This window comes from Pseudomonas sp. HLT2-19-2 (assembly GCF_054898005.1).
The window spans coordinates 2,741,117-2,764,044 of record NZ_CM142712.1; the positions used below are offsets into that span (position 1 = coordinate 2,741,117).

The window sequence follows — 22,928 nt, forward strand, 5'->3', positions numbered from 1 at the left end:
CACTCTCAATTTGCAGAGATCCATCGTATGATCGACGGTCACTACAATCAAAAAATTGTCATGGATACATCTCGACATGCCTCGCTCACGATACAAGTCTTTAGTGGATGCTTTTGCGGCTGACATCCGGTCCGGACGATTGTTGCCGGGTACGCGATTGCCGACGCATCGTCAGCTCGCAGCGACAGAAGGGCTGGCGCTGGTGACCGCCACTCGGGTCTATGCAGAGCTTGAGGCCATGGGCCTGGTCAGTGGCGAGACGGGTCGAGGTACGTTCGTACGGGAGACTTCGTTGCCGCCTGGCTTGGGTATCGACCAGAAAAACGTGGCAGTCGGAATGACCGACCTCAACTTCAACTACCCCTCGCTGCCAGGGCAGGCGGAACTCTTGCGCAATGCGCTGCGCCAACTCGCGTCGGGCGGTGATCTGGAGTCCCTGTTGCGCTACCAGCCATACGCCGGGCGTGCGCATGAGCGGGCCTCTGTGGCGCGCCATTTGCTCGTCCGAGGGCTGACGGTGGATGCCGAGCAAGTGTTAGTGGTCAGTGGTGCTCAGCATGGGCTGGCTGTGACAATGATGGCGCTGCTGCAACCCGGTGATGTGATTGCGGCGGATGCGCTGACCTATTCAGGATTCATCGTGCTGGCCGAAGCCTTGCACCTTGAAATCGTGCCCATTCCCGCGGGCGAACATGGACCTGATCTAGAGGCGCTGGACAGCCTGTGCCTTCGTCGCCGCGTGCGGGCGGTGTACACGATGCCGACGCTGCACAATCCGCTGGGGTGGGTCATGAGTGCTAACCAGCGTGAGTCGCTGGTGACGATTGCGCGCAGGCATGACTTGCTCATCATCGAGGACGCCGCTTATGCCTTCCTCGCAGAGGACCCGCCGGCACCGTTAGCGCAACTCGCCCCCGAGCGGACCGTTTATGTTTCAGGACTCTCCAAGAGTGTGGCCACCGGATTGCGCGTAGGTTTCGTCGCCGCCCCCGCCGAAAGAGTGCCCGCGTTGGAGCGAACGATCAGGGCGACCACCTGGAATACCCCGGGCGTGCTGACGGCGATCGCGAGCACCTGGCTCGACGATGGCACGGTCATGCAACTGGAAGCTGAAAAACGCCGGGATGCGCAGGCCAGGCAAGCCATGGCCCGTGAAGTGTTGGCAGGACTTCCGTGCGTAGGTCACCCTTCGTCCTATTTTCTTTGGCTGCCCTTGTCTGAAGATGCTAGGGCTGACCAGATTGCCGCGGCGCTGATGCGTGAAAAAGTGGCGGTTTCAACCGCTGAGCCTTTCGCCACTTCTGCTCATGTACCCCATGCGATTCGCTTGGCGCTGGGCTCAGCGGAGATGGGCACACTTCGAGAAGCGCTTGAAAAAGTTAAGTGGGTGATTGGCGCTTATTCATAGCCCGAAATCGCCCACCCGCCATCATTTTTGATTCTCTTGTTGCGCGTCGTACGGCCAAAGTCCACACCACGGGTGGATGGGACGGCGCATCACGCAGTGATGATGGACGTCTCGAAGTCAAGCTTTCGTCCCCTGGCACCAAGGGCGACGGAACCAATCCGGAGCAGTTGTTCGCCACGGGATGGTCAGCCTGCTTCAGCGGCGCGATGCAAGTCGCTGCCGGTAAAATGAAGGTCACGCTCCCGCCTGACCTGGCGATTGACGCCCGAAGTTGGAGGAACTTCGCACGGCGCTCCGCTAAGTCGCAACGCGCCCACTTCGCAGAAGCATTTGCCTTAGTGCGGAGTGCGGAGTGCAGCTGCGGCGCTGGTCGGCGAGCGCGCGGCCACTTACAAACCATCACCCAAGACCTTGAGATAGTCGGGACTCTCGGAAATTGAGTTGTGCCCCGTAGCCGGTATGACCTTCAGTGACGCCACCCCGTTGGCGAAATGCGTGAAAAGCCGCTCCGTGCTGGAGCGTGGTATCACTTCGTCGTGCTCAGCGGCGATCAAGAGTGTCGGCACCGTGATGTGGGCGGCGTATTTCCACGATTCAAAGGTGTCCTTGAGCAACCACTTCACCGGAAAGATGGGGAACTGCCGGGCGGCGAGTTCTTCAAGGCTGTTGTAGGGCGTGATCAGCACCAGACGCGCCGCCGGGCGTTGGCTGGCGAGGCGCACGGCAACGCCCGAGCCCAGGCTGCGACCGATCACCGTAATGTGTGGATGGGTGGCGTAGACCTGGTCAAACAAGGTCATGGCGTCGCGCGAAATCATCTCTTCGGAGGGCGATCCGGAACTGCCACCGTAGCCTCTGTAGTGCAGCATGTAGAGGGCGTGATCGACAAAAGCTTCGGAAAACGAAGGCAGGCTCCGGGAGACGTCCTCGGCATTTCCACCGAAATAGAGCAACGCTTTAGGCCCCTCATGCGGTCTGACGGATACCAGCACCTGCGCGTCGGCGACTGACAGCGTGAGCAGCGTTGCCGATGTGCCGACAGCGCGAGGTTGCGGGAAGTAGATGAGGGCGCGCTGGAAGATGAACAGCGCAGCGCAGAGCGCCAGATAAAAAACGGCAATGATGACGACGAGGGACACCAGTGTTCGTGACATTCGACTAACTTTAGTGGGCGGCATTGACGGCTCTGGCCGGAAGTCGGCTATCGATTGTTCGCTGTCAGAGTGTAGTAGACCGATAGCGGGCAATTCCATGAGCCACACTGATGGGTACACGCGTCGAAAAATACTCAGGCTGGCTGCCGGAGTTTCGGCGGTTTTCACCTTCGATCCGGCCTTTGCAGCATCCACGCCGTCGACGGAAACAGGAGGCAAGAACATGCTGACCCGGGCCATTCCATCCAGTGCCGAACCATTGCCGATCGTCGGGCTGGGCACGTATCGCGGCTTTGATGTCGAGTCTTCAAGCCCCGCCTACAAGCAACTGCCAGCCGTTCTCAGTGCGTTGTTCGAGAAGGGCGGAACGGTGATCGACAGTTCGCCCATGTACGGTCGCGCCGAACAGACGACCGGTGAACTACTGTCGATTCATGAGCCGCGTTCGCCGGCCTTCCTGGCCACCAAAGTGTGGACCCGTGGCCGCAAAGAAGGCATCGCGCAGATGGAACAGTCTTTCAAACTGCTGCAGACCGACCGGATCGACCTGATGCAGATTCACAACCTGCTGGACTGGAAAACCCATTTGCCGACCTTGCGCCAATGGAAGGAAGAAGGGCGCATCCGCTACATCGGCATCACCCATTACACGGCGTCGGCGTATGACGAGGTGGAAGCGGTGCTCAAGACCGAGCCGTTGGACTTTTTGCAGATCAACTATGCCCTGGACGATCGCGGGGTCGAGAAACGAATTCTGCCGCTGTGTCGTGAGCGCGGCGTGGCGGTGATCTGCAATCGGCCATTCGGCGGCGGTGATTTGCTCGCCCGCTTGAAGGACAAACCGTTACCGCGCTGGGCCGCGGATGTGAGGGTCAATAGCTGGCCGCAACTGGCGTTAAAGTTCCTGCTGTCTCATTCGGCGGTGACCTGCGTCATCCCCGGCACCGGCAACCCGCGTTACATGGCGGAAAATGCCGGCGCAGGTTTCGGCCCGATGCTGACGGGCGCGCAGCGCGAGCAGTTGATTGACGTGGTGGGGTAGGCGCGCTTGCGAGAGCCGTCAGGTGTTGTCCGGTGCCAGAAGGAAGCGCCACTACCAAGGGAGCCAAGGGCTCCCAAGCATCGTGGTTCGCTCAGCGCCGATCCAGCCACACCGTCTGGGCATTGCAGAATTCGCGCACACCGAAATGCGACAGCTCACGGCCAAAACCGCTTTTCTTCACGCCGCCGAAGGTGACGCGCGGGTCGGATGCGCAATAACCATTGATGAACACGCCACCGGTTTCCAGTTCCCCGGCCATCTGTTGGGCAAGCTCGACGTTGCGTGTGTAAATGGTTGAGGCGAGGCCAAATTCACTGTCATTCGCCAGTTCCACTGCGTGCGCTGCATCTCGCGCCATGATGATCGACGCCACCGGGCCAAACAGTTCCTGTTTGAACGAGGTCATCTGGTCGGTGACATCACCAAAGACCGTGGGCTCGTAAAAGTTGCCGGGGCCTTCAGACTTCTTCCCGCCCATCAACAACGTCGCGCCTTCTTCCAGGGTGTCGCGCACTTGTTGATCGAGTTCATCACGCAGATCAAAGCGGGCCATAGGGCCGATGTAGGTGTCGGCGGACAGTGGATCGCCGACCACCAGTTTGCGCGTGGCGTCGACGAACTTGCGCGTGAACTCCTCGACAATGCCTTGCTCGACAATCAGGCGTTTGGCCGCCGCGCAAACTTGCCCGGTGTTCTGATAACGGCCAATCACGGCGGCTTTGACCGCTTCGTCGAGGTCGGCATCATTGAGCACAATGAAGGGATCGGAGCCGCCCAGTTCCAGTACACACTTCTTCAGCGCCGCACCGGCTTGAGCGCCGATGGCCATGCCGGCTCGCACGCTACCGGTGAGGGTCACCGCAGCGATGCGTGGATCAGCAATCGCGGTGGAGACGCCGTCCGGCGTGACATTGATGACCTCGAACACACCTTCGGGAAAATCGGCGCGCTGGAAGGCTTCCCGCAACAGATAAGCGCTGCCCATCACGTTCGGCGCATGTTTGAGCACGTAGGTGTTGCCGGCGATCAGCGCTGGAACGGCGCCGCGCAGGACCTGCCAGATCGGAAAGTTCCACGGCATGACGGCGAGAATCGGACCGAGCGGGCGATATTCAATACGCGCTTTTCCACCTTCAACCAGCGTTGGTTCAGCGCTCAGCATCGCCGGGCCGTGCTCGGCATACCACTCGCAGAGCTGCGCACACTTTTCGATTTCGCCGCGCGCCTGAGTGACCGGCTTGCCCATCTCCAGGGTGATCATGTTCGCCATCGCTGCGGCGTTGTCGCGCAATGCCTGAGCCAGGGCGAGCAACAGTTGCGAGCGTTGATCAACGGGTTTACTGCGCCAGACGCGGAACCCGGCAGCGGCGCGGGCAAGGGCGGCGTCCAGTTCCGATGCGGATTCGAAAGGGTAGTGGCCGATCTGCTCGCCGGTGGCGGGGTTGATCGAAATGGCATGGGTAAGGCTGGAAACTTGGGTCATGGCACCGTCCTGCGAGGTGGGGATGCGCTCAGGTTACGGTGGCGTTTGTTTTCTGGAAACTGAATAATACTGAGCATATCGTTCACGTTTGGAGAATGACTTGGATCTGGTTCAGCTGGAAATTTTCAAAGCCGTCGCCGAACACGGCAGCATCAGCGCGGCCGCTCAGCACATCCACCGGGTGCCCTCGAACCTGACGACGCGGATCAAGCAGCTGGAGCTGGATCTGGGCGTGGACCTGTTTATCCGCGAGAAGAGCCGCCTGCGTTTGTCGCCGGCCGGCTGGAGTTTTCTGGACTATGCACGGCGCATCCTCGATCTGGTCCAGGAGGCCCGCGCCACCGTGGCGGGCGAAGAACCGCAGGGATCGTTTCCCTTAGGGTCACTGGAGAGCACCGCTGCGGTGCGTATCCCTGAGCTGCTGGCCGCGTATAACCAAAAGCACGCCAAGGTCGAGCTGGACCTGTCCACCGGCCCCTCGGGGACCATGATCGACGGGGTGTTGTCTGGCCGACTGGCGGCAGCGTTTGTCGATGGACCGGTTCTGCACCCGGCACTGGAAGGCGTGCCGGCGTTTGAGGAAGAAATGGTGGTGATCGCACCGCTCAACCATTCCCCCATCCATCGCGCGGGGGATGTTAACGGTGAAAACATCTACGCCTTCCGCTCCAATTGCTCCTACCGTCACCACTTCGAAAGCTGGTTCGCCAACGACGCGGCGGTGCCCGGCAAGATTTTCGAAATGGAGTCCTATCACGGCATGCTGGCGTGCGTCAGCGCCGGTGCAGGTCTGGCACTGATGCCCCGCAGCATGCTCGACAGCATGCCCGGATGCACCACGGTGAGCGTCTGGCCATTGTCGGAATCGTTCCGTTATTTGCACACCTGGCTGGTGTGGCGCCGGGGGACGGTGTCACAAAGTTTGACCATGTTTGTGCGCTTGCTGGAAGAGCGCGGGGTGGTGCGGTGCATCATACCGTCAGGGCCTTGATTTCCACGTCGATATTGCCTCGCGTCGCCTTCGAATACGGGCATATTTGGTCTGCGGCGTGCGCCAGCTCCGTCGCGACGTCTTGCGTCAAGCCTGGCACGCGAAGACTCAGCCGGGCCTGTAGGAAGTAGGCCTGGCCGGTCTGTCCCAGATCGACCTCAATATCAATGGCCAGATTGGGCGGCAGCGTCACCTTCATATTTTTCGCCGCCAGCTCGACGGCAGCGGTGTAGCAGGCCGACCATGCGCCGGCGAACAGCTGCTCCGCGGTGGGGTGCGGCACGATGGCTGCGAACTCGTGTGCCAGTCTAGGGTTTCCAGGCGTCGAGAGCTGGATGGCGAGGCCGCGAGAGGAGTTGTCACCGTCGCTGAACGTCGTGTGGGTTTTGCCTGTGGCCAGGACTTTTTCGATCTTGTTCATGGATGAGTCCTCAACGTTTTGATGGGATTGTGATTCGTATGCGCCTAAAGCGCATGCGATATGTATGGCGTATCGACAAGGCCAATCGATATCAACGCCGCGCGGTGCGTCAAGCCGTGAGGACGTTCAGGGCCACGTCAATGTTACCCCGCGTTGCTTTCGAGTACGGGCAAATTTGATCTGCGGTGTGCGCCAGTGTCGTCGCAATGTCATGCGCCAGCCCCGGCACGCGCAACGTCAATCGAGCCTGAAGGAAGTAGGCCGGACCGGTCTGACCCAGATCGACTTCGACTTCGATGTCGACGGACTGCCGGAATATGCTGAATTCGTCGTCGACCGGGCCTAAAGCGATCAAGCCGTGGCTTCTGGGATGGGCCAGTCTGGACGGTCTGTCCAAGGAGTTGATGATGATCCGACTGTCCCTGGCCGAAGCTCGCGAGCTGGCCGAATCAATCTTGCTGCACAACGGTTTCAACCTTGCCCACGCACAAGCGGTGGCCGCTACGGTGATTGCAGGCGAGCGCGATGGTTGTGCCTCCCACGGTTTGTACCGGGTATTGGGCTGCGTGAACTCGCTCCGGGCCGGCAAGGTGGTGGCCGATGCCGAGCCGCGGGTGATCGACCAGGCACCTTCGATCGTGCGGGTCGATGCGGCGGGTGGTTTCTCCCAGTTGGCGTTCCAGGCGGGTCTGCCATTGCTGGAGGAGAAAACCCGGGCAAACGGGATTGCGGCGTTAGCAATCAATCGCTGTGTGCATTTTTCCGCCCTGTGGGTCGAGATAGAGCAGCTGACCGCTGCCGGTCTGGTGGCGCTGGCGTGTAATCCCAGCCATGCCTGGGTCGCGCCGGCGGGAGGCAGTCAACCGGTGTTCGGGACTAATCCCATCGCCTTCGGTTGGCCGCGTTCGGGCACGGATCCCTTTGTGTTCGACTTCGCTACCAGCGCGATTGCCCGTGGCGAGATCGAGTTGCATCGACGCGCCGGCAAGGTGATTCCCGAGGGTTGGGGCGTGGACGCTGACGGGCAGCCGAGCACCGATGCGAACGTGGTGCTCGATGCGGGTGCGATGCTGACGTTCGGCGGGCACAAGGGCTCGGCGTTGGCCGCCATGGTGGAGTTGATCGCCGGGCCGTTGATCGGTGATTTGACCAGTGCCGAATCGCTGGCCTATGACGCCGGCAGCAAGTCATCGCCGTACCACGGCGAGCTGATCATCGCCCTCGATCCGCGGCGCTTTCTTGGCGAGGGCACCGAGCAGCACTTGGCCCGTGCCGAAGTGATGTTCCAGAGCATACAAGGGCAGGGCGCGCGCTTGCCGTCGCAACGGCGTTACGAGGCGCGAGCACGCAGTCTGGTGGAAGGCGTGCAGATTCCAGAAGCCTTGTACAACGACTTGAAGGCACTGCTGGATTGAAGTGAAAACGGGCGCCAGTGGCGCCCGTTTGGCTTTACAGCGGTTGGCAATGGCTGTTGCCGTCGACCAGACGGGTGATGCCCAGCGGATTGGCGTTTTTCAGCGCCTCGGGCAAGAGCGCATCCGGGCAATTCTGGTAGCACACCGGGCGCAGGAAACGCTCGATGGCCAGGCTGCCGACCGAGGTGCCACGGGCATCGGAGGTGGCTGGGTAGGGGCCGCCATGCACCATCGCATCGCTGACTTCGACACCGGTCGGGTAGCCGTTGAACAGCACCCGGCCGACTTTTTGTTCGAGCAGCGGCAGCAGCTTGTCATGGGTTTGCAGGTCACCAGCTTCGGCAATCAGGGTGGCCGTGAGTTGACCGTGCAAACTCTGCAACGCCCGTTGCAGTTCGGCCTTGTCAGCCACTTCCACCAGCACCGTGGCGGGGCCGAAGACTTCTTCCTGCAGCAGCGGGTCGCCGTTGAGCAGCAGGCTAACGTCGGCCTTGAACAGCTGCGGCTGGGCTTGCTTGCCCTGTTGTTCGCGACCGGCCAGATGGGTGATTTGCGGATGCGCGCGCAAGGCCTGCACGCCCTTGGCGTAGCTGGTTAACGTGCCGGCGTTGAGCATGGTTTGCCCCGGCTGTTCGACCATTGCCGCGCTAAGCGTTTCAATGAATGCGTTGAACTGAGGGGAGCGAATGCCGATCACCAATCCGGGGTTGGTGCAGAACTGGCCACAGCCGAGCACCACTGACGCGGCAAGTTCGCGGGCGATTTTCTCGCCCCGTAACTTCAGGGCTTCGGGCAACACCAGCACCGGATTGATGCTGCTCATTTCGGCGAATACCGGAATCGGTTGTGGCCGCGCGGCGGCCATGTCGCAGAGGGCACGACCGCCCTTGAGCGAGCCGGTAAAACCCACCGCCTGGATCGCCGGATGCTTGACCAGCGCTTCCCCGACCCCCGCGCCGTAGATCATGTTGAACACGCCTTTGGGCATGCCGGTTTGCTCGGCGGCGCGAAGGATCGCATCGGCCACGTGCTCGGCAGTCGCCATATGCCCGCTGTGGGCCTTGAACACCACCGGGCAACCGGCGGCCAGGGCAGCTGCGGTATCGCCACCGGCGGTAGAGAACGCCAGCGGGAAATTGCTCGCGCCAAACACCGCGACCGGCCCGACGCCGATCCGGTACTGACGCAGATCGACCCGTGGCAGCGGCTGACGCTCGGGCATGGCCCGGTCGATGCGCGCACTGTAGAAATCGCCACGGCGAAGGACTTGGGCGAACAGGCGCATCTGGCCGCTGGTGCGACTGCGCTCACCCTGAATGCGCCCAGTCGGCAGCGCCGTCTCACGGGTTACCAGGGCAACAAACTCATCGTCCAGCGCATCCAGTTGCGCGGCGATGGCCTCGAGAAACTCCGCGCGCCGGCTCGCCGGCAAGTTGCGAAAGGCCGGGTAGGCTGCCGCGGCGGCCTGAGCAGCGGCGTCGGCTTCTTCAACGGTGGCTTGCATGAACGACCAGGGCAGCGCTTCACCGGTGCTGGCGTCATGGCTTTGCACAGTGATGTTGCCGGCGGCGCTGCGCGCGCCGCCGATGTAGTGGTGGCCGATGATGTGGGGCATGAAAAACTCCTGTCAGAATGTGAGGCCAAATACGTTGCCAGACTGCAGCGCATGACCCGTAGCAGCTGCCGAAGGCTGCGTTCGGCGGCGAAGCCGTCGTAAAACCATGCAACGCGGTGTCACAGTCACACCGTGTCGCCAGTATTGACGACCGCTACGCGCTCGAACGCAGTCTGCGGCAGCTGCTACAGGTCGCGTATTGAGTCCCGAGGGTGTGGTCGCGCGGGAGGTGCTGTGAGGGTTGGACATGCTGACGTTTCCTGTAGAGGCGCAAAGACAGGCAGCCGGGCCGGGTCCTCAAGGGCCCGCCCGGCAATCACTCAGAGACCGACGTCCGGCAACTCCGGACGATTGGCCAAGGCCTTGGCCATGATCTGCTCGACGAAAACGCGATCGGCTTCCGGCAGGGCCAGACGGGGTGGACGGGTCAGGGCGCTGCCGCGACCGGCGATGGCTTCGCATAGTTTGATGCACTGCACCAGGTCGGCGCGGGCGTCGAGGTGCAGGATCGGCATCAGCCATTCGTAGATCGGCATGGCTTCGGCGAAGCGACCCGCCTTGGCCAGGCGGAAGATGGTTTCACCTTCTTTCGGGAACACGTTGGACATGCCCGAGACCCAGCCTTCGGCCCCGACGGCGATGCTTTCCAGCACCACGTCGTCAAGACCGGCGAACAGCACAAAGCGGTCACCGACTTCATTGCGCACGTCGATGAAACGCCGTGTGTCGCCGGACGAATCCTTGAAGCACACCACGTTGTCGCAGTCGGCCAAGGAAATCAGGATGTCCGGGGTGACGTCGTTTTTGTAGATCGGCGGGTTGTTGTAAACCATCAGCGGGACATCGGCATTCTTGGCCACGTAGCGGTAGTGCTCGGCCGTCTCGAACGGCTTGGAACCGTAAACCAGCGCCGGCATCAGCATGACCCCGTCGACACCCACCCGGCGCACGGCGTTGGCGACCTTGGCCGCTTGCACGCTGGTGAATTCGGCCACACCGCAGATCACTGGCACGCGGCCGCGGGAGGCGTCGACCGCGACTTCAGTCACGGCGATTTTTTCTTCGGCGGTCAACGAGGTGTTTTCCCCCACCGAACCGCAAACCACTAGGCCCGACACGCCGTCACGGATCACGTTGGAAATCACCTGGTGGGTTTTTTCCAGGTTGATGGTGAAGTCATCGTTGAATTGAGTGGTCACCGCGGGGAAGACGCCACTCCAGTTAATGCGCTTGCTCATTGTTGCCTCCGGTTCAGTGATTGTATTTCGTATACGATATTGCAAGTGACAACGCTCGGCCAATGCTTTTTTCAGTTACGTAGGGTTTTTTGCTAGCCGTTTGTCAGAGTTTTGATGAGGGTTTTCAGGACTGCATCAGGCCCCAGGCCAGGTGTCAGACAGTCGATAGCCTTGTGGCCACGGATCGCTCGGATCGAGCAGCAACTGGTGGGTGCCGGTGATCCAGGCCCGGCCGGAAATGCACGGGTAGATCGCCGGGCGTCCCGCCACTTCGGTCAGTGAGTCGATGCGGCAATGGAACTCGGAACCGATGATCGAGCGGCCAATAAAACGCTCGCCGACCTGCATCAATCCCTTGGCCTGCAGCACCGCCATCCGCGCCGAGCAACCGGTGCCGGTCGGTGAACGGTCGATCTTGCCGGGTTGAATCACCACCGCGTTGGCCCCGGTGGCGATGCCATTTTCAACGACGATGGGCCCGGCAATCTGGCAGAAAGAAATATGCGACCACTCGGGGTTCAGCGGATGGACGAAACCCAATTGTTCGTTGGCCGCGCGGGTGATTTTCAGCCCGACCTCGACCAGTTCAGCCGCCTCATCAGGACGAATGGAGAAGCCCAGGCGCTTGGCGTCGGCGATCACAAAACTGTCGCCGCCGTACGCTGTGTCGACCTGCAATGAGCCGAGGCCCTCGACTTCGATCCAGGCATCGAGGCGGTCCGCGAAGGAGGGCACGTTCTTGATTTCCACCCGTTCGACCTTGCCGTCACGGCAGTCGGCCACAACTTCGATCAGCCCGCCCGGTGCTTCGAGCACCAACCGGGTTTGCGGTTCGGTCATCGGCAGGATGCCGCTGTCGAGCAACACGGTGGCCACGCACAGCGAGTTGGAGCCGGACATCGGCGGTGTGTCGGCCGGTTCCATGATGATCCAGGCCATCTGCGCCCGAGGGTCCTTGGCCGGCACCAGCAGATTGACGTGGCGGAACACGCCGCCGCGAGGTTCGTTGAGGACGAAGTTGCGCAAGGTCTGATCCTTGGCAATCCAGCGCGACTGTTCCCACACCGTGGCCCCGGGTGGCGGGGCGACACCGCCGACGATCACGTCGCCGACTTCACCTTCGGCGTGGCAGCTGACTACATGAATGACTTTCGATGAGCGCATTGTCTGCTCCTATTTGACCGACTTGAGGAAGGCCGCAGTCTCCGCGTGCACCGGGTTGCCGATGACCTGGTCGGGCGAGCCGATCTCGTGCACCAGGCCATTGCGAAAGAACGCCACGCGGTCGGACACATCACGGGCGAAGCGGATTTCGTGGGTCACCAGGACCATGGTCATGCCGTCTTCGGCGAGCATGCGCATGGTGTCCAGCACCTCGCCCACCAATTGCGGATCGAGGGCTGAAGTGGCTTCGTCGAACAGCATGTAGTCCGGCGACATGGCCAGGGCACGGGCGATCGCCATGCGCTGCTGCTGGCCGCCGGAGAGCTTGCCGGGAAAGGCTTTGAGCTTGTCGCCCAGACCGACGTGGGTCAGTTGTTTCACCGCCAGTTCCTCGGCGTCGCACTTGCTCTTACCCAGCACTTTGCGTGGCGCCAGCATCACGTTTTCCAGCACGGTCAGGTGTGGGAAGGCGTTCCATTGCTGGAAGACGATGCCGATCTTCTGCCTCAGTCGATTGAGGTCGGTGGCGCTGTGGTGGACCTCCACACCGTCGACGCGGATGTTGCCTTTCTGGATCGGTTCCAGGCCGTTAATGCACATCAGCAGGGTCGACTTGCCCGAGCCAGAGCCGCCGATGATCGACACCACCTCGCCCTTGCTCACCGTCAGGTTGACGCCCTTGACCACTTCGAGGTCGCCGAAGGATTTGTGTACGTTGTCGATCTCAATCATTTTCTTGCCACCTTCTTTCCAGACGAGCGCCGAGGCGTGCGACCACCAGGCTCATGACGTAGTAGATGAGGCCCGCGATGCACAGCACCAGCAGCGGTTCCTGAATGCGGGTCACGATGGTTTGCGAAGCGCGCAGCAGTTCGACGATGCCGATCCACATCACCAGCGCGGTGTCTTTCATCACGCTGAGCACCAGGTTCAGCCAGCCGGGGAAAGCCACCCGTGTGGCCATCGGCAGGACAATCCAGCGCAGGTCCTGCATGAAACTCAGGCCCAGCGAACGACTGGCCCGACGCAGGGTGAACGGCACCGAAAGTACGCCGCTGCGCACGATCTCGGTGAAATACGCGGCGGCGTAGACCCCGAGCACAATGCAGCCAACGCTAAAGGCGCTGATGTTCAAACCGACGATGCTCTTGAGCGAGTTGAACAAGACAAACTGGATCAGCAGCGGCACGCTGCGAAACACGTCCAGCACCCAGGCCAGTGGCAGGCTGGCACGCGGTAACAGCGCCCGCAGCAAGCCGAACAGCAGCCCGGCGAAGGAGCCGAGGATGATCGACCAGAACGTGAGTTTCAGAGTGACCCAGGCGCCATCAAGCAAGAACAGCAGGTCATTCCAGGAAAAACTGGTGGTCAACATGGTCACCTCCTCAGTAACGGAACAGCCGCCAGGCCATCAGCCGGGCGACGGCGACGATTGCCTTGGCAATCAGGTAATACAGCGCCGCGGCGATGGCGAAGTATTCGAAGGTGCGGAACGTCTTGACGTTGTAATCCTGGGTCACGCCGGTGAGGTCATTGTTCAACCCGACGATCACCCCCAGCGACGTCATCAGCACCGCCCAGACCATCTGGTTACTCAACGGGTAGAACACGATCCGCAACAGCTGCGGAACGATGATCATCCGGTAAGCCTGAAAGGCACTCATGCCCAGCGAACGCGCGGCGCGCACTTGCGTGCCGGGCACAGCCTTGAGGCCACCGCGAAAGTTTTCCGCCAGGTAGCCGGCGTTGTTGAAGGTGATCCCGGCCAGCAGCGCGAACCATGAGCTGACATGCAAATCTAGCGAGCCGAGGCCGAAGTAGAGGACGTAGATCTGGAACAGCGACGGGGTGTTGCGGGCGATCGACACCCAGCCGTTGCCGATGCCGCGCAACAACGGTTGTTTGGTTTCGCGCATCACCGTCAGGGCCAGGGCGATCAACACGCCGAAGATCATCGACAGTGCAGCGGTCTCGAAGGTGACCCAGGCGCCGGCGAGCATGTCCGGCAGGGCGCGCAGGGTTGCGCGCCATTGGAAGGTGTAATCAAACATGCGCGTGGCTCTCCAGAGAGGCGGCCGATTGCAGCCAGGCCGGCAAACGACCGCTGGCCGTGGCGCTGCAGGCGGCGTCAACGCATTCGGCGAGGTTGGCGAAGTGCACCTTGCGGCCCACCAGGCCGGGTGCGTAATGGGCGTACTTACCCGAGTTGGTCATCAAGGTTCTGGCGGCCAGCGGGATCACCGGCTCGCCGAGCATGCACCAGCAGGTATCGGTGACCAAGGTCGCACCGAAGGCTTCGATCACCGCGATATGTCCGGCCTCACGGGCCAGCTCCAGCACCGCGCGACCGCAGGTGATGGCGAGCACGACCTCGGGATGTTTGTGCCGACCCCGACACAGTCGCGCCAGATGCGCGAATTCGCTAAGAGAGAAATGCGGGTTGCCCAGCGAGACCACATCCACCCGGTGGTCGCGGGCACTGTTGAGCTCACGCCAGCTGAGCAGCAAATCCTTCAGGCAGATTTTTTCTACCGGCACAGGATCATCCGCCCCCAGCACCTGCGTCGGGTCGAGTGCTTCCGGAGTCACCCCGGCGATATGAAACAGCGGCGCGGCGGAGGTTGTGGCGAAAGCGGCGCCGAAGGCTTTCAGGTCATCCAGGCTCGGTTTGCTGTGTTCCAGCCCCAGCACCAGCGCAATCCTGCTGCCGGCCAGGGCACCGATGTGGTAACCGAGCAGGGGGTAGAAGGCATCATCCAACTCGCGCAAAACCGGTAATTCGATTTGCAGTCTCGCTTTACGTTGCGCGTCCAGATGGCAACCAATCAACGGCGCGCGGCCGGTCAGGGCGATGCAGATATCCAGGTAGTCCGGGTATTTCAGGGTGCGTGCGCCGAGCACGCTGTTGGCATAAACCACGGCGTTGGATTCGGCCCAGACGATTTGCTCGCCGGCCTTCGGCGCGCTGTCGAGCAGGTAGGGCGCGCAGGTAAAACTCAGCTGTGCGCCCATCGCCATGTACGCATCGCCCAAAGCGCTGGCCGGCACACCGAGTGCCGGATCAATGCCCAACTCGCGCCAACGGCGCTGGTCGACGGAAATCGAATTGAGGGTGGTCGGCACCCGTACTTTTGCTCCCCACTGCACCAGTTGTTCGGCGAAGCGCAGGCTCGCAGGTCCCGTATAAATGCAGCCGTCGATGTGTGCCTGGGTGACATCCACCAGGTGGCGGGCGCCTTGTAATTGCGCCATGCGCAGGACGATCTGCATGGCGACCTGAGCGGCCTTGCCATGCTCGCCGTCGAGCAGCGCCTGATCGTGTTCGGTGAGTTCGATAGAGGTGCTTTTTTCTGCTGTCTGCATCGGACTGTCGAGTGCCTGCCAGGCATCACCGGGCAGGCGTTCGAACACGGTCACCGTTGAAGCTTCGACCCGAGCAAAGGCCTTGCCGCGCAAGGCGGCGAAGGCCTCCCGGCCGATGCACAGCACCGGCAGGGAACGCTCGAAAATGGTCTGTGCCACGAGCACGCCCAGGGTCAGGATCTCATCGGGTTCGGCCAGCACCAGCGCGGCCGGCGCGTGGCCGTTGCTGATCAATTCCATCAGCACACTGCTGCCGGTGCACGAGCCGCGGCCGCTGGGAATGGCCAGCACCCGGCCGGCCAGGTATTCGCCGCTGAGCGGGTGGTGACGGTCAATGACCTCGCCGCTAAACGGGTCGACCCCGCCCCAGAAACTCAAGGCCACATCGGCAAACAGCAGGGCGCCTTGTGCGGCGCCGGCGACCAGGCTGCGACCGGTCAGAGAGGTTGGCCTAGGCATGCCGGACACCTCAGTAATAGACCTTAGGCACGGTCAGGTCGGAGGGTGAAATCTCGGTACCGACCCATTTGGTGAACAGCTCGTTGTAACGACCACTGCGCACCTGCTGGTTGACGAACAGATTGAGGTAGTTGAGCAGGCCATACTCGTTGCGCTTGGCGCCCAGGGACACGTAGTCGATGGTGTACGGCGCGTTACCGGCGATTTTCAGGTTCTTGTATTTGCCCGACTTGATCGTGGCGGCGGCCACGGTGTTGGTGACCACGGTGGCGTCGATGTGGCCTTGAGCGACCGCCAGCAGCGTGTCGTTCTGCGACTGATAGGCCCGAAAGGTGCCGCTTCCCCAGCTCTTCACGTCTTTTTCCAGGGCGATGGCTTCATAGGTTCCGCTGGTGTTGCCCAAGGCTTTGCCTTTGATATCGCCAAAGCTGTTGATGCCGGTGTTGTCGCGGGTCAGCACCACCATCTGGAAGGCGAAGTACGGCACGGTGAGGCCGACGGTCTTGGCCCGTTCGAGGGTGTCGGAAGTGGAGGCAACGATTACGTCGGCGCGCCCGGAGACCAGCGCCGGAATTCGATCGGGGAAGGGCGTTTCAACCACTTCAGCCTCGACCCCGAGGATCTTCGCCAGGTCGCGGCAGTAGTCCACGTCGAAACCGGCTGGGTTGTTGCCTTCATCGCGAAAACCCATGGGCGGGAAGTCCAGGGTCACTGCGCAACGCAGCTTGCCCGAACCAATAATCTCGTCGAGCTTGTCGGCTTGGGCGGTGGCAATGAAGGAAGTACTGAGAACAGCGCTGAGGGCTACGGCAAATGCGGGGTTTTTCATAGAGGCCTCGTGGTCGGAAAGTGCTGTTAGATATCGTATTGTGAATTTCGTATACGATATTATATTAGCAATGAGCGTGCCTGTTTCCGAACAGCGGCGAAAATTATTCGCCAAGCCTTGAGTTAAACGTCCTGCAAGAGGGTGGGAATAAGGCGCGGGAGAAGAGCGCCTCGATGACCTGTATCAGGCAGTGTTACAGAAGGGAGCAGTGGGGACGCCGGGCGCCCCTTAAAGGAACACTCGCCCGGGTTCAGCGACGGCTTTCGCGATACTGACTCGGTGCCAGACTGGTCAAGGCGCGGAACTGTCGGCTGAAGGCACTGTGATCGGTGTAACCGCAGCGCAGGGCGATCTCGGTGATGGGTAGGTCAGTTTCCAGCAACAGCCGGGAACCTTCTTCCAGACGCGCCTTATGAATCATCTGCCGTGGGGTGAGTTGGAACACCCGTTTGCAGTGGCGCTCCAGTTGCGCCACGGAAAACCCGGCGATCGCAGTCAGTTCGGCGAGGCTGATGGGCCGGGCGAAATGGCTGCGGATATGCGCGTCCACCGCCGCGAGTTTCTGGAAGGCTGGATGGCTTGACTGTGGCAGTTGCAGGTCGCGGGAGATGCCGGCCAAGCCGACCACATGACCCTGCAGGTCGCGCAGTGCGAGTTTGTGGGTCAGGCACCAGACTGGCTGGTTGCCGTAATACAGGTGCAGTTCGAGTTGATCAGCCAGCTCGCGGCCGGTGGACAGCACCCGGCGATCCTGCTCGGTATACAGCGGGCCGAAGCGCTCGGGAAAGACCATGTCGGCGGTGCGCCCGAGCAACTCGTCAGTGTGTTTGAAGCCGCAGCGTCGGGCCAGGGTCTGGTTGACGAAGGCGTAGCGGGCCTCGCTGTCCTTAATGAAAAACACCACGTCCGACAGGGTATCGAGCAGCGCCGCGATCGGCTGCAGACTGCTTAGCAGGGTCGGCAGGTCGCAGGGTTTGAAGGTAGTGAGCGAGGCATACATGGCGCTGGGCGTCTGGTGGCAATGTTCAGGATCATAGAGACTCGGCAGCGGACTCGAAAGCCCCGGGCCGGCATTCAGGCCGGTGGGGTGTCGTCCAGGCACAACAAAGTCTCGATCCGCGCCGGACTGAAGGGCGGGCGTGGTGCCGAAGGTTGCCAGCCGAACAGGTGCTGCAATGCGCCGCCACACACCCGGCCTTGGCACGCGCCCATGCCGCAGCGGCTGGCCAGTTTGGCCTCGCGCCAGTCAGCGTGCCCGGCAAGCAGCCCGTAAGGCACGTCTTCGCAACGGCATACCAGGGTGTCGGGTTGCGCCAGCGACTTGAGTTGCGGGTCGAGGGTGAATGCCTTGTTCAGGGCGTTGGCGAAACCCTGACAGCGTGTTCGACGAGGCCACAATGCTCGGGCCGAATCAACGTCACCGACCGCGGCATGCCCAGCGATCGCCCCTTCGACCAACGCCAGTTCACTGCCGCCGAAACCGGTGCATTCACCGGCCGCAAAGTGGTCGGCGCGGCTGCTGGCCTGCCAGTTATCGACCGCGAGCGCCTGGCCGTCGAGGTCGCAGCCCAGGGCTTGGCCGAGTTGGGTATTGGGGATCAGACCGAAACCGCAGGCCAGGCGATCACATTCCAGTTCGACGATTTTTCCTTGCTGTTGCAGGCGCACACCTTCCAACCGCCCATTGCCCAGGGCGGCCAGTACATGGGTGCCGGTACGGTAATGGTGGTCGAACAACGTGATCGACTGCAGCAGTTTGTTGGGCCAGCGTGGCAGTCGGGCGGCGAAACCTCCGACGGCGACTGTGGAGGCCTGCTCGGCAATGCGCAGCACCCGGGCGCCGTTGTGTTTCGCGGTGGCGGCGCTGGCGAGCAATAACGGTCCGCTGCCGGCAATCACAATGCGCTCGTCCTGCACTGGCAGGCCGCCCTTGATCAATGCCTGGAGGCCGCCAACCCCCGTCACACCGGGCAGCGTCCAGCCGGGGAAGGGCAGGAGTAACTCGCGAGCACCGGTGCACAAAATCAGTTTGTCGTAACTGATCAACCAGCCATGATCAGCGTCTTCAACCAGCAGTTGTTTCGGTCCGGCGCAGGCGATCACCCGCGTGCCGGAGTGGCGGTGGATGTTGCTGCACGCCTCGAGTCGTTCACGCATCTGACGCGCCGGGTTCGGCAGGTTGGCCTGAGGCCCGTCACGCCAGATTTGCCCACCCGGCAATGGGTTGTCGTCGAGCAGAGCGATGCGTGCACCGCTTGGCGCCGCAGCGAGCGCGGCGGCCATGCCGGCGGGGCCGGCACCGATGATCAGCAGGTCGGCGTATTCGCTCATGCTTGAGTCTCCACGTGCATGCCGTCACGGCACAGCGTCTGGCAGGCCAGGCGCCGGCGACCGTCGATGGTCACCCGGCATTCCTGGCAGATGCCCATGCCGCACAGCGGGGCGCGACGTTGGCCACTGACCGATGTGCGAGTGCAGCCGTCGCCGCTCAGGGCCAGCGCAGCCGCGACGCTGGTGCCCTCGGCAACCTTCAAGGCACGCCCGTCCAGCGTCAATTCAGGCATAAACGGGCTCTCCGAGAAAACGTTGCGGCAGATACGGTTGCGCGGCCAGCGGCGGCGCTTCGTCGAACAACAGCGCGACCAGCAGGTCGGCGGTGCCGGGGGCGGTCGTCACGCCGAGGCCCTCGTGACCGACCGCCAGCCATAAGCCTTTGCGTTGCGGGTGTTGACCCACCAGCGGCAAGCCGTCGGGGCTGGCGGCGCGAAAACCGGTCCAGGCGCGGATGCCGTTGAGCTGAGCCAGCCCCGGCATGTAGTCGGTGGCACGTCTGAGCATTTTCGCCAGCATCCAGCCCTCGACCTGTGGGTCGGTGGTGCCAAATTGTCGCGAGGCGCCGATGAACAACTGTCCGGTCGGCCGGGGCTGGATATTGCAAGCCGTTGAAGGACCGCTGGCGTTGTGGGCACTGGTGACGTAACCGAGTTCCACCAGGGTGTGGGTGACTTTTCCGGGGTAGCGGTCGGTGATCAGCAAGTGGCCTTTCTTCGGCTCGATCGGCAATTCAGGGCAGAGCACGTTGGCCTGGATGCCGTTGGCCAGAATCACCGCGTCGGCGCATAGCCAGTGGCCGTCGTCGAGTCGCACGCGGTTGCCGTCGACTTCGCTGACCCGTGCCCGGCGTTGGCTGATGTTCGGTGTTTCGAGCATCCAGTTGGCCGTCGCCGGGGCATAAAGAATGCCGTCGCCATTGATCAGCAGGCCGCCTTCCAGACCCTCGCGCAATTGCGGTTCGCGCTGGCGCAAGTCGCTGCGGGTGATCAATTCGCAGGCCACGCCTTGGGCCTGCAAGTTCAGGTATTTACTGTGGGCGACGGCCATTTCTTCGGCATTGGCCGCCAGCCAGAGGGTGCCGTTGCGGCGATACGCGCAGCCATCGGGAAGGGCTGGCGCCAGTTCGCGCCAGCGTTGCAGGGAATACTGACTGAGGGCCAGTTCGGCCGGGTTGTCATCGAGCACCAGCAAGTGGCCCATGCCCGCCGCCGTAGCGCCCGGCAGGCCGGCGTCCAGCACCAGCACGCGCAAGCCGCGACCCGCCAGCGCCTGGGCACAGGCAGCGCCGATGATGCCGGCGCCGATCACGATCACATCGGCCACCCGGCCCTCGCTCACGGGCGAATGCCCCAGGCGAACGGGTCGTCTTGTTCGATGATCAGGCTGGCTTCTGCGCTGATAAAGGCGCGGCCGCGAATGGTCGGCACGATGCGCTCGCCCTGAAGTTCGTAGGAGCCTTCGAACTCGCTGCCGATGACACTGGCCTGACGCCAGATCTGTCCCGGCTGCAATTTGTCGTCGGCCGCCAGGCACGCCAGTTTGGCACTGGTGCCGGTACCACAGGGCGAGCGGTCGTAGGCCTTGCCGGGGCAGAGGACGAAGTTGCGGCTGTCAGCCTGCTCGTCATCGGCGAACAGCTCGACATGGTCGATCAAGCCGCCGTCTTCACCGCGGATCCCCTGAGCTTCCAGCGCTTGCTGCACGGCGAAGGTGTAGGCGGTCAGCGCCTCAAGGTTGTCGCCGGCAATGTCCAGGCCATGCTCGGCGATCAGGAAGAACCAGTTACCGCCCCAGGCAATGTCGCCGATCACCTGGCCGAGCCCCGGCACCTGCAGCGCCAGCGCTTTGCGGTAACGGTACGCCGGCACATTGCGCACGCTGACCGAATGGTCTTCGTGCAGCGTCGCCTGTACCGTGCCCACCGGGGTTTCGATGCTGTGCACGCCAGGGCCGATCTTGCCCAGGTGCGCCAGTGAGGCCACCAGGCCAATGGTGCCGTGGCCGCACATACCGAGGTAACCGCTGTTGTTGAAGAAAATCACACCGGCACAGGCGGTCGGGTCCACCGGTTCACAAAGCAGGGCGCCGACCAACACGTCACTGCCCCGTGGTTCGAGCACGCAGGCAGCGCGCCATGGGTCATGCTGTTCGGCCAGCCGCTGTCGACGTTCGGCCATGCTGCCGTTGCCCAGATCAGGAAAACCGGCGGTCACCAGGCGGGTCGGTTCGCCGCCGGTGTGGGAGTCGATCACGGTGATGCGTTTCATGGGATGGCCACGTCCGTTCAGATGATTGAACGCAAGAGTGGCTGGTGCGGGGGCTTGCCGGCTTGATGGTTTTATCCAGTGCCGATGACGAAATCGGCACAGAAGAGTGAGCGGTCAGTGGCTGTGAGGCAGGTGCTCGAACAGGGTTTTGCAGACGCCGGCAATGTGCTCGTCGAGCAGCTTCACCGCCAGATCCACGTCACCGGCGCGACAGGCCGCCAGGATTTCCCGATGTTCGTGATCGGCGCGATCCTTGCCGGCCGAAAGGCTCATCTGCATGCGCAGGTAGCGCTCCAGCTTGTCGTTGACCGAGCGGATCAGGCTGACCAGAAACGGTCGCTGCGCCGGCTCATAGAGGCAGGCGTGCAATTCCCAGTTGAGCTCGGCCCAGCGTCCCACGTCATCTTCGCCGATGAACTCCTGGCAGATGCGCTCGGCGCGCGCGAAGGTGTCTTCGGTCATGTTGGGAATGGCCAGGCGCAGCACCTTGTCTTCGAGCAACATGCGCACTTCGAACATCTGCGCCAGTTCCGCATCGGACACCCGCGTGACCATCGCCCCGCGATTGCGCTGGAACATCACCAGGCCTTCGGCCTCCAGGCGCTTGAGCGCTTCGCGCACCGGAATCTTGCTGACGTTGAACTGGCGGGCGATGTCGTCCTGGCGAATCGGCTCGTCCTCGGCGAAATGCCCGGCGACGATGGCGTCACGCAGATGACGGGTGATGATTTCCGACGTCGAAGGCGAATTGCCGAGGTCGGGAGCGTTGAGTTTTGTCAGGGCCACGGTCGTGATCGTTCGCAATGATTTGCAGATAGGGTATACGAATTTGCCCTGGTGTTCGTCGGCCATGGCCAGCCACTAGAATATCTTCACCATCCGGTTGCAGCTGCTAAGCTTCGATCTGGCGACGCTCAACCTGCACGGAGGCGGGCGATTGTGATCAATTTCGTTAGTAATTCGAGTGCGGACATTGCTCCCGAACGGCTTGGTCGGGAAGAGGTGGAACGGGTGCTGGCGCTGCTGCTGGCCAGTCCGTTGTTCGCCAAATCCAGGCGGATGGGCAGCCTGCTGCGCTTCCTGGTCGAGCACGACCTCCAATTCTCCGACACGCCTCTCACCGAGCATGCCATCGGCATCGCGGCGTTTCGCCGTGACCCGGCGGTCTACTGCACGGGCGATGATCCCGTGGTGCGGGTTCAGGTAGGCCGGTTGCGGCGCAAGCTCGCCAGTCATTACGCCACGCTTGGCCAACAGGATCCGGTACGTCTGAGCGTGCCGGCCGGTTGTTATCGACTGATGTACGAGCGGCAACGACCCCGGGCGACCGGCACGCGCCATCCGATCCTGCAACTCCAGCCGTTCACCTGCATCACCCGCGACGGCGACGACTTTACCCAGGGCTTGTGCGAAGAGTTGAGTTGCAGACTGTTCGAGTCGTTCGAACAGACGCAAACGCCGGCGAACCATGTGCTGATGAAGGTGCCACGAAGTAGCGTAAAAGCACCCGACCTGGGGCGGGCCAGGCGCGGCAGCTATTCCCTGGAGGGCAGCGTGCGGGTGGAACCGGCGCGCGTCCGGACCTCGGTACGCTTGATTGATGTCGCTCAGGGGCGAATCCGTTGGTCAGCGCAGTTTGATCGAAATAGACCCTACGGCATCGCCACTCAGGAAGATCTGGCCGAATCCATCTGCCAGTCGTTGACGGGCTATTTCGCCCGGGGTGGTAGTGACGATTGATGAGC

Annotated in this window: 23 protein-coding genes and 1 pseudogene; 6 read left to right on the forward strand and 18 right to left on the reverse strand. The window is 62.2% G+C overall.

From position 1 onward, the window contains the following. Positions 1-76: 76 nt before the first annotated feature. Positions 77-1,408: an aminotransferase-like domain-containing protein gene (locus ACYZTU_RS12750; protein ID WP_461970603.1), complete on the forward strand. Its 1,332-nt coding sequence runs from the start codon at positions 77-79 to the stop codon at positions 1,406-1,408. A 23-nt stretch (positions 1,409-1,431) separates the two neighbouring features. Beyond that, positions 1,432-1,848: an OsmC family protein gene (locus ACYZTU_RS12755; protein ID WP_461971017.1), complete on the forward strand. Its 417-nt coding sequence runs from the start codon at positions 1,432-1,434 to the stop codon at positions 1,846-1,848. Here the strand turns inward: ACYZTU_RS12755 and ACYZTU_RS12760 are convergent. Then, on the reverse strand, positions 1,798-2,586 hold the full coding sequence (locus ACYZTU_RS12760) for an alpha/beta hydrolase (RefSeq protein WP_461970605.1): 789 nt from the start codon (positions 2,584-2,586) through the stop codon (positions 1,798-1,800). The two genes, ACYZTU_RS12755 and ACYZTU_RS12760, sit on opposite strands and share 51 nt — an antisense overlap. A gap of 73 nt (positions 2,587-2,659) precedes the next feature. Between ACYZTU_RS12760 and ACYZTU_RS12765 the strand changes: the two genes are divergently transcribed. Then, positions 2,660-3,604, forward strand: coding sequence for an aldo/keto reductase (locus tag ACYZTU_RS12765; RefSeq protein ID WP_461970607.1), 945 nt, complete (start codon positions 2,660-2,662; stop codon positions 3,602-3,604). A 91-nt stretch (positions 3,605-3,695) separates the two neighbouring features. On the opposite strand, the gene ACYZTU_RS12770 is transcribed toward ACYZTU_RS12765, so the two are convergent. Beyond that, complete coding sequence (locus tag ACYZTU_RS12770) at positions 3,696-5,087, reverse strand: aldehyde dehydrogenase family protein (RefSeq protein ID WP_461970609.1); 1,392 nt, start codon at positions 5,085-5,087, stop codon at positions 3,696-3,698. Between the two features lie 100 nt (positions 5,088-5,187). Between ACYZTU_RS12770 and ptrR the strand changes: the two genes are divergently transcribed. Beyond that, a complete protein-coding gene (ptrR, locus tag ACYZTU_RS12775) occupies positions 5,188-6,078 on the forward strand; it encodes a putrescine utilization regulator PtrR (RefSeq protein WP_461970611.1) in 891 nt (296 codons plus the stop codon). Here the strand turns inward: ptrR and ACYZTU_RS12780 are convergent. Beyond that, positions 6,059-6,499, reverse strand: coding sequence for an Ohr family peroxiredoxin (locus ACYZTU_RS12780; protein WP_461970613.1), 441 nt, complete (start codon positions 6,497-6,499; stop codon positions 6,059-6,061). The two genes, ptrR and ACYZTU_RS12780, sit on opposite strands and share 20 nt — an antisense overlap. A gap of 109 nt (positions 6,500-6,608) precedes the next feature. After that, positions 6,609-6,791 (reverse strand): annotated as a pseudogene (locus tag ACYZTU_RS12785) (OsmC family protein); the annotation flags it as partial. A gap of 115 nt (positions 6,792-6,906) precedes the next feature. Here ACYZTU_RS12785 and ACYZTU_RS12790 point away from each other — a divergent pair. Further along, positions 6,907-7,914, forward strand: coding sequence for an Ldh family oxidoreductase (locus ACYZTU_RS12790; protein WP_461970615.1), 1,008 nt, complete (start codon positions 6,907-6,909; stop codon positions 7,912-7,914). A 34-nt stretch (positions 7,915-7,948) separates the two neighbouring features. Here ACYZTU_RS12790 and ACYZTU_RS12795 read toward each other — a convergent pair whose 3' ends face one another. The 14 genes from ACYZTU_RS12795 to ACYZTU_RS12860 form a co-directional block, all read right to left on the reverse strand. Beyond that, complete coding sequence (locus ACYZTU_RS12795) at positions 7,949-9,529, reverse strand: aldehyde dehydrogenase (NADP(+)) (protein WP_461970617.1); 1,581 nt, start codon at positions 9,527-9,529, stop codon at positions 7,949-7,951. A 320-nt stretch (positions 9,530-9,849) separates the two neighbouring features. Further along, complete coding sequence (locus tag ACYZTU_RS12800) at positions 9,850-10,767, reverse strand: dihydrodipicolinate synthase family protein (protein ID WP_030132201.1); 918 nt, start codon at positions 10,765-10,767, stop codon at positions 9,850-9,852. Positions 10,768-10,902: 135 nt separating this feature from the next. Next, positions 10,903-11,931: a trans-3-hydroxy-L-proline dehydratase gene (locus ACYZTU_RS12805; RefSeq protein ID WP_461970619.1), complete on the reverse strand. Its 1,029-nt coding sequence runs from the start codon at positions 11,929-11,931 to the stop codon at positions 10,903-10,905. 9 nt (positions 11,932-11,940) lie between these two features. Next, on the reverse strand, positions 11,941-12,663 hold the full coding sequence (locus ACYZTU_RS12810; RefSeq protein WP_461970621.1) for an amino acid ABC transporter ATP-binding protein: 723 nt from the start codon (positions 12,661-12,663) through the stop codon (positions 11,941-11,943). Beyond that, a complete protein-coding gene (locus tag ACYZTU_RS12815) occupies positions 12,656-13,306 on the reverse strand; it encodes an amino acid ABC transporter permease (RefSeq protein WP_461970623.1) in 651 nt (216 codons plus the stop codon). The genes ACYZTU_RS12810 and ACYZTU_RS12815 overlap by 8 nt, the downstream gene beginning before the upstream one ends. A gap of 10 nt (positions 13,307-13,316) precedes the next feature. Further along, the gene (locus ACYZTU_RS12820) at positions 13,317-13,982 is read right to left on the reverse strand and encodes an amino acid ABC transporter permease (RefSeq protein ID WP_008157202.1); all 666 of its coding nucleotides are present in this window, start codon (positions 13,980-13,982) and stop codon (positions 13,317-13,319) included. After that, on the reverse strand, positions 13,975-15,753 hold the full coding sequence (gene lhpI, locus ACYZTU_RS12825; RefSeq protein ID WP_461970625.1) for a cis-3-hydroxy-L-proline dehydratase: 1,779 nt from the start codon (positions 15,751-15,753) through the stop codon (positions 13,975-13,977). Before lhpI ends, ACYZTU_RS12820 begins: the two co-directional genes overlap by 8 nt. Before the next feature lie 10 nt (positions 15,754-15,763). Beyond that, entirely contained in the window at positions 15,764-16,582 is an 819-nt protein-coding gene (locus ACYZTU_RS12830) for an ABC transporter substrate-binding protein (RefSeq protein ID WP_461970627.1), read from the reverse strand. A 250-nt stretch (positions 16,583-16,832) separates the two neighbouring features. Beyond that, positions 16,833-17,582, reverse strand: coding sequence for an AraC family transcriptional regulator (locus ACYZTU_RS12835; RefSeq protein WP_461971019.1), 750 nt, complete (start codon positions 17,580-17,582; stop codon positions 16,833-16,835). A 74-nt stretch (positions 17,583-17,656) separates the two neighbouring features. Beyond that, positions 17,657-18,913 carry an FAD-dependent oxidoreductase gene (locus ACYZTU_RS12840; RefSeq protein ID WP_461970629.1) on the reverse strand — a complete coding sequence of 419 codons (1,257 nt, stop codon included), beginning with the start codon at positions 18,911-18,913 and terminating at the stop codon, positions 17,657-17,659. Continuing rightward, entirely contained in the window at positions 18,910-19,146 is a 237-nt protein-coding gene (locus ACYZTU_RS12845; protein ID WP_461970631.1) for a (2Fe-2S)-binding protein, read from the reverse strand. The genes ACYZTU_RS12840 and ACYZTU_RS12845 overlap by 4 nt, the downstream gene beginning before the upstream one ends. After that, entirely contained in the window at positions 19,139-20,254 is a 1,116-nt protein-coding gene (locus ACYZTU_RS12850) for an NAD(P)/FAD-dependent oxidoreductase (RefSeq protein WP_461970633.1), read from the reverse strand. Before ACYZTU_RS12850 ends, ACYZTU_RS12845 begins: the two co-directional genes overlap by 8 nt. Then, complete coding sequence (locus ACYZTU_RS12855) at positions 20,251-21,183, reverse strand: 4-hydroxyproline epimerase (protein WP_461970635.1); 933 nt, start codon at positions 21,181-21,183, stop codon at positions 20,251-20,253. Before ACYZTU_RS12855 ends, ACYZTU_RS12850 begins: the two co-directional genes overlap by 4 nt. 114 nt (positions 21,184-21,297) lie before the next feature. Further along, positions 21,298-21,969, reverse strand: a complete 672-nt coding sequence (locus tag ACYZTU_RS12860) for a GntR family transcriptional regulator (RefSeq protein WP_282382455.1) — start codon at positions 21,967-21,969, stop codon at positions 21,298-21,300. 150 nt (positions 21,970-22,119) lie between these two features. Between ACYZTU_RS12860 and ACYZTU_RS12865 the strand changes: the two genes are divergently transcribed. After that, on the forward strand, positions 22,120-22,923 hold the full coding sequence (locus ACYZTU_RS12865; RefSeq protein ID WP_461971021.1) for a hypothetical protein: 804 nt from the start codon (positions 22,120-22,122) through the stop codon (positions 22,921-22,923). The last annotated feature ends 5 nt before the right edge of the window (positions 22,924-22,928 follow it).

Excerpts from the sequence above, each read along its gene's own strand:
- ACYZTU_RS12830 (WP_461970627.1), bottom strand. The coding sequence starts at position 16,582 with ATGAAAAACCCCGCATTTGCCGTAGCCCTCAGCGCTGTTCTCAGTACT.
- ACYZTU_RS12845 (WP_461970631.1), bottom strand. The coding sequence starts at position 19,146 with ATGCCTGAATTGACGCTGGACGGGCGTGCCTTGAAGGTTGCCGAGGGC.
- ACYZTU_RS12795 (WP_461970617.1), bottom strand. The coding sequence starts at position 9,529 with ATGCCCCACATCATCGGCCACCACTACATCGGCGGCGCGCGCAGCGCC.
- ACYZTU_RS12840 (WP_461970629.1), bottom strand. The coding sequence starts at position 18,913 with ATGAGCGAATACGCCGACCTGCTGATCATCGGTGCCGGCCCCGCCGGC.
- ACYZTU_RS12760 (WP_461970605.1), bottom strand. The coding sequence starts at position 2,586 with ATGCCGCCCACTAAAGTTAGTCGAATGTCACGAACACTGGTGTCCCTC.
- ACYZTU_RS12815 (WP_461970623.1), bottom strand. The coding sequence starts at position 13,306 with ATGTTGACCACCAGTTTTTCCTGGAATGACCTGCTGTTCTTGCTTGAT.
- ACYZTU_RS12800 (WP_030132201.1), bottom strand. The coding sequence starts at position 10,767 with ATGAGCAAGCGCATTAACTGGAGTGGCGTCTTCCCCGCGGTGACCACT.
- ACYZTU_RS12805 (WP_461970619.1), bottom strand. The coding sequence starts at position 11,931 with ATGCGCTCATCGAAAGTCATTCATGTAGTCAGCTGCCACGCCGAAGGT.
- lhpI (WP_461970625.1), bottom strand. The coding sequence starts at position 15,753 with ATGCCTAGGCCAACCTCTCTGACCGGTCGCAGCCTGGTCGCCGGCGCC.
- ACYZTU_RS12780 (WP_461970613.1), bottom strand. The coding sequence starts at position 6,499 with ATGAACAAGATCGAAAAAGTCCTGGCCACAGGCAAAACCCACACGACG.
- ACYZTU_RS12810 (WP_461970621.1), bottom strand. The coding sequence starts at position 12,663 with ATGATTGAGATCGACAACGTACACAAATCCTTCGGCGACCTCGAAGTG.
- ACYZTU_RS12770 (WP_461970609.1), bottom strand. The coding sequence starts at position 5,087 with ATGACCCAAGTTTCCAGCCTTACCCATGCCATTTCGATCAACCCCGCC.
- ACYZTU_RS12790 (WP_461970615.1), top strand. The coding sequence starts at position 6,907 with ATGATCCGACTGTCCCTGGCCGAAGCTCGCGAGCTGGCCGAATCAATC.
- ACYZTU_RS12765 (WP_461970607.1), top strand. The coding sequence starts at position 2,660 with ATGAGCCACACTGATGGGTACACGCGTCGAAAAATACTCAGGCTGGCT.
- ACYZTU_RS12855 (WP_461970635.1), bottom strand. The coding sequence starts at position 21,183 with ATGAAACGCATCACCGTGATCGACTCCCACACCGGCGGCGAACCGACC.
- ACYZTU_RS12835 (WP_461971019.1), bottom strand. The coding sequence starts at position 17,582 with ATGTATGCCTCGCTCACTACCTTCAAACCCTGCGACCTGCCGACCCTG.
- ACYZTU_RS12820 (WP_008157202.1), bottom strand. The coding sequence starts at position 13,982 with ATGTTTGATTACACCTTCCAATGGCGCGCAACCCTGCGCGCCCTGCCG.
- ACYZTU_RS12750 (WP_461970603.1), top strand. The coding sequence starts at position 77 with ATGCCTCGCTCACGATACAAGTCTTTAGTGGATGCTTTTGCGGCTGAC.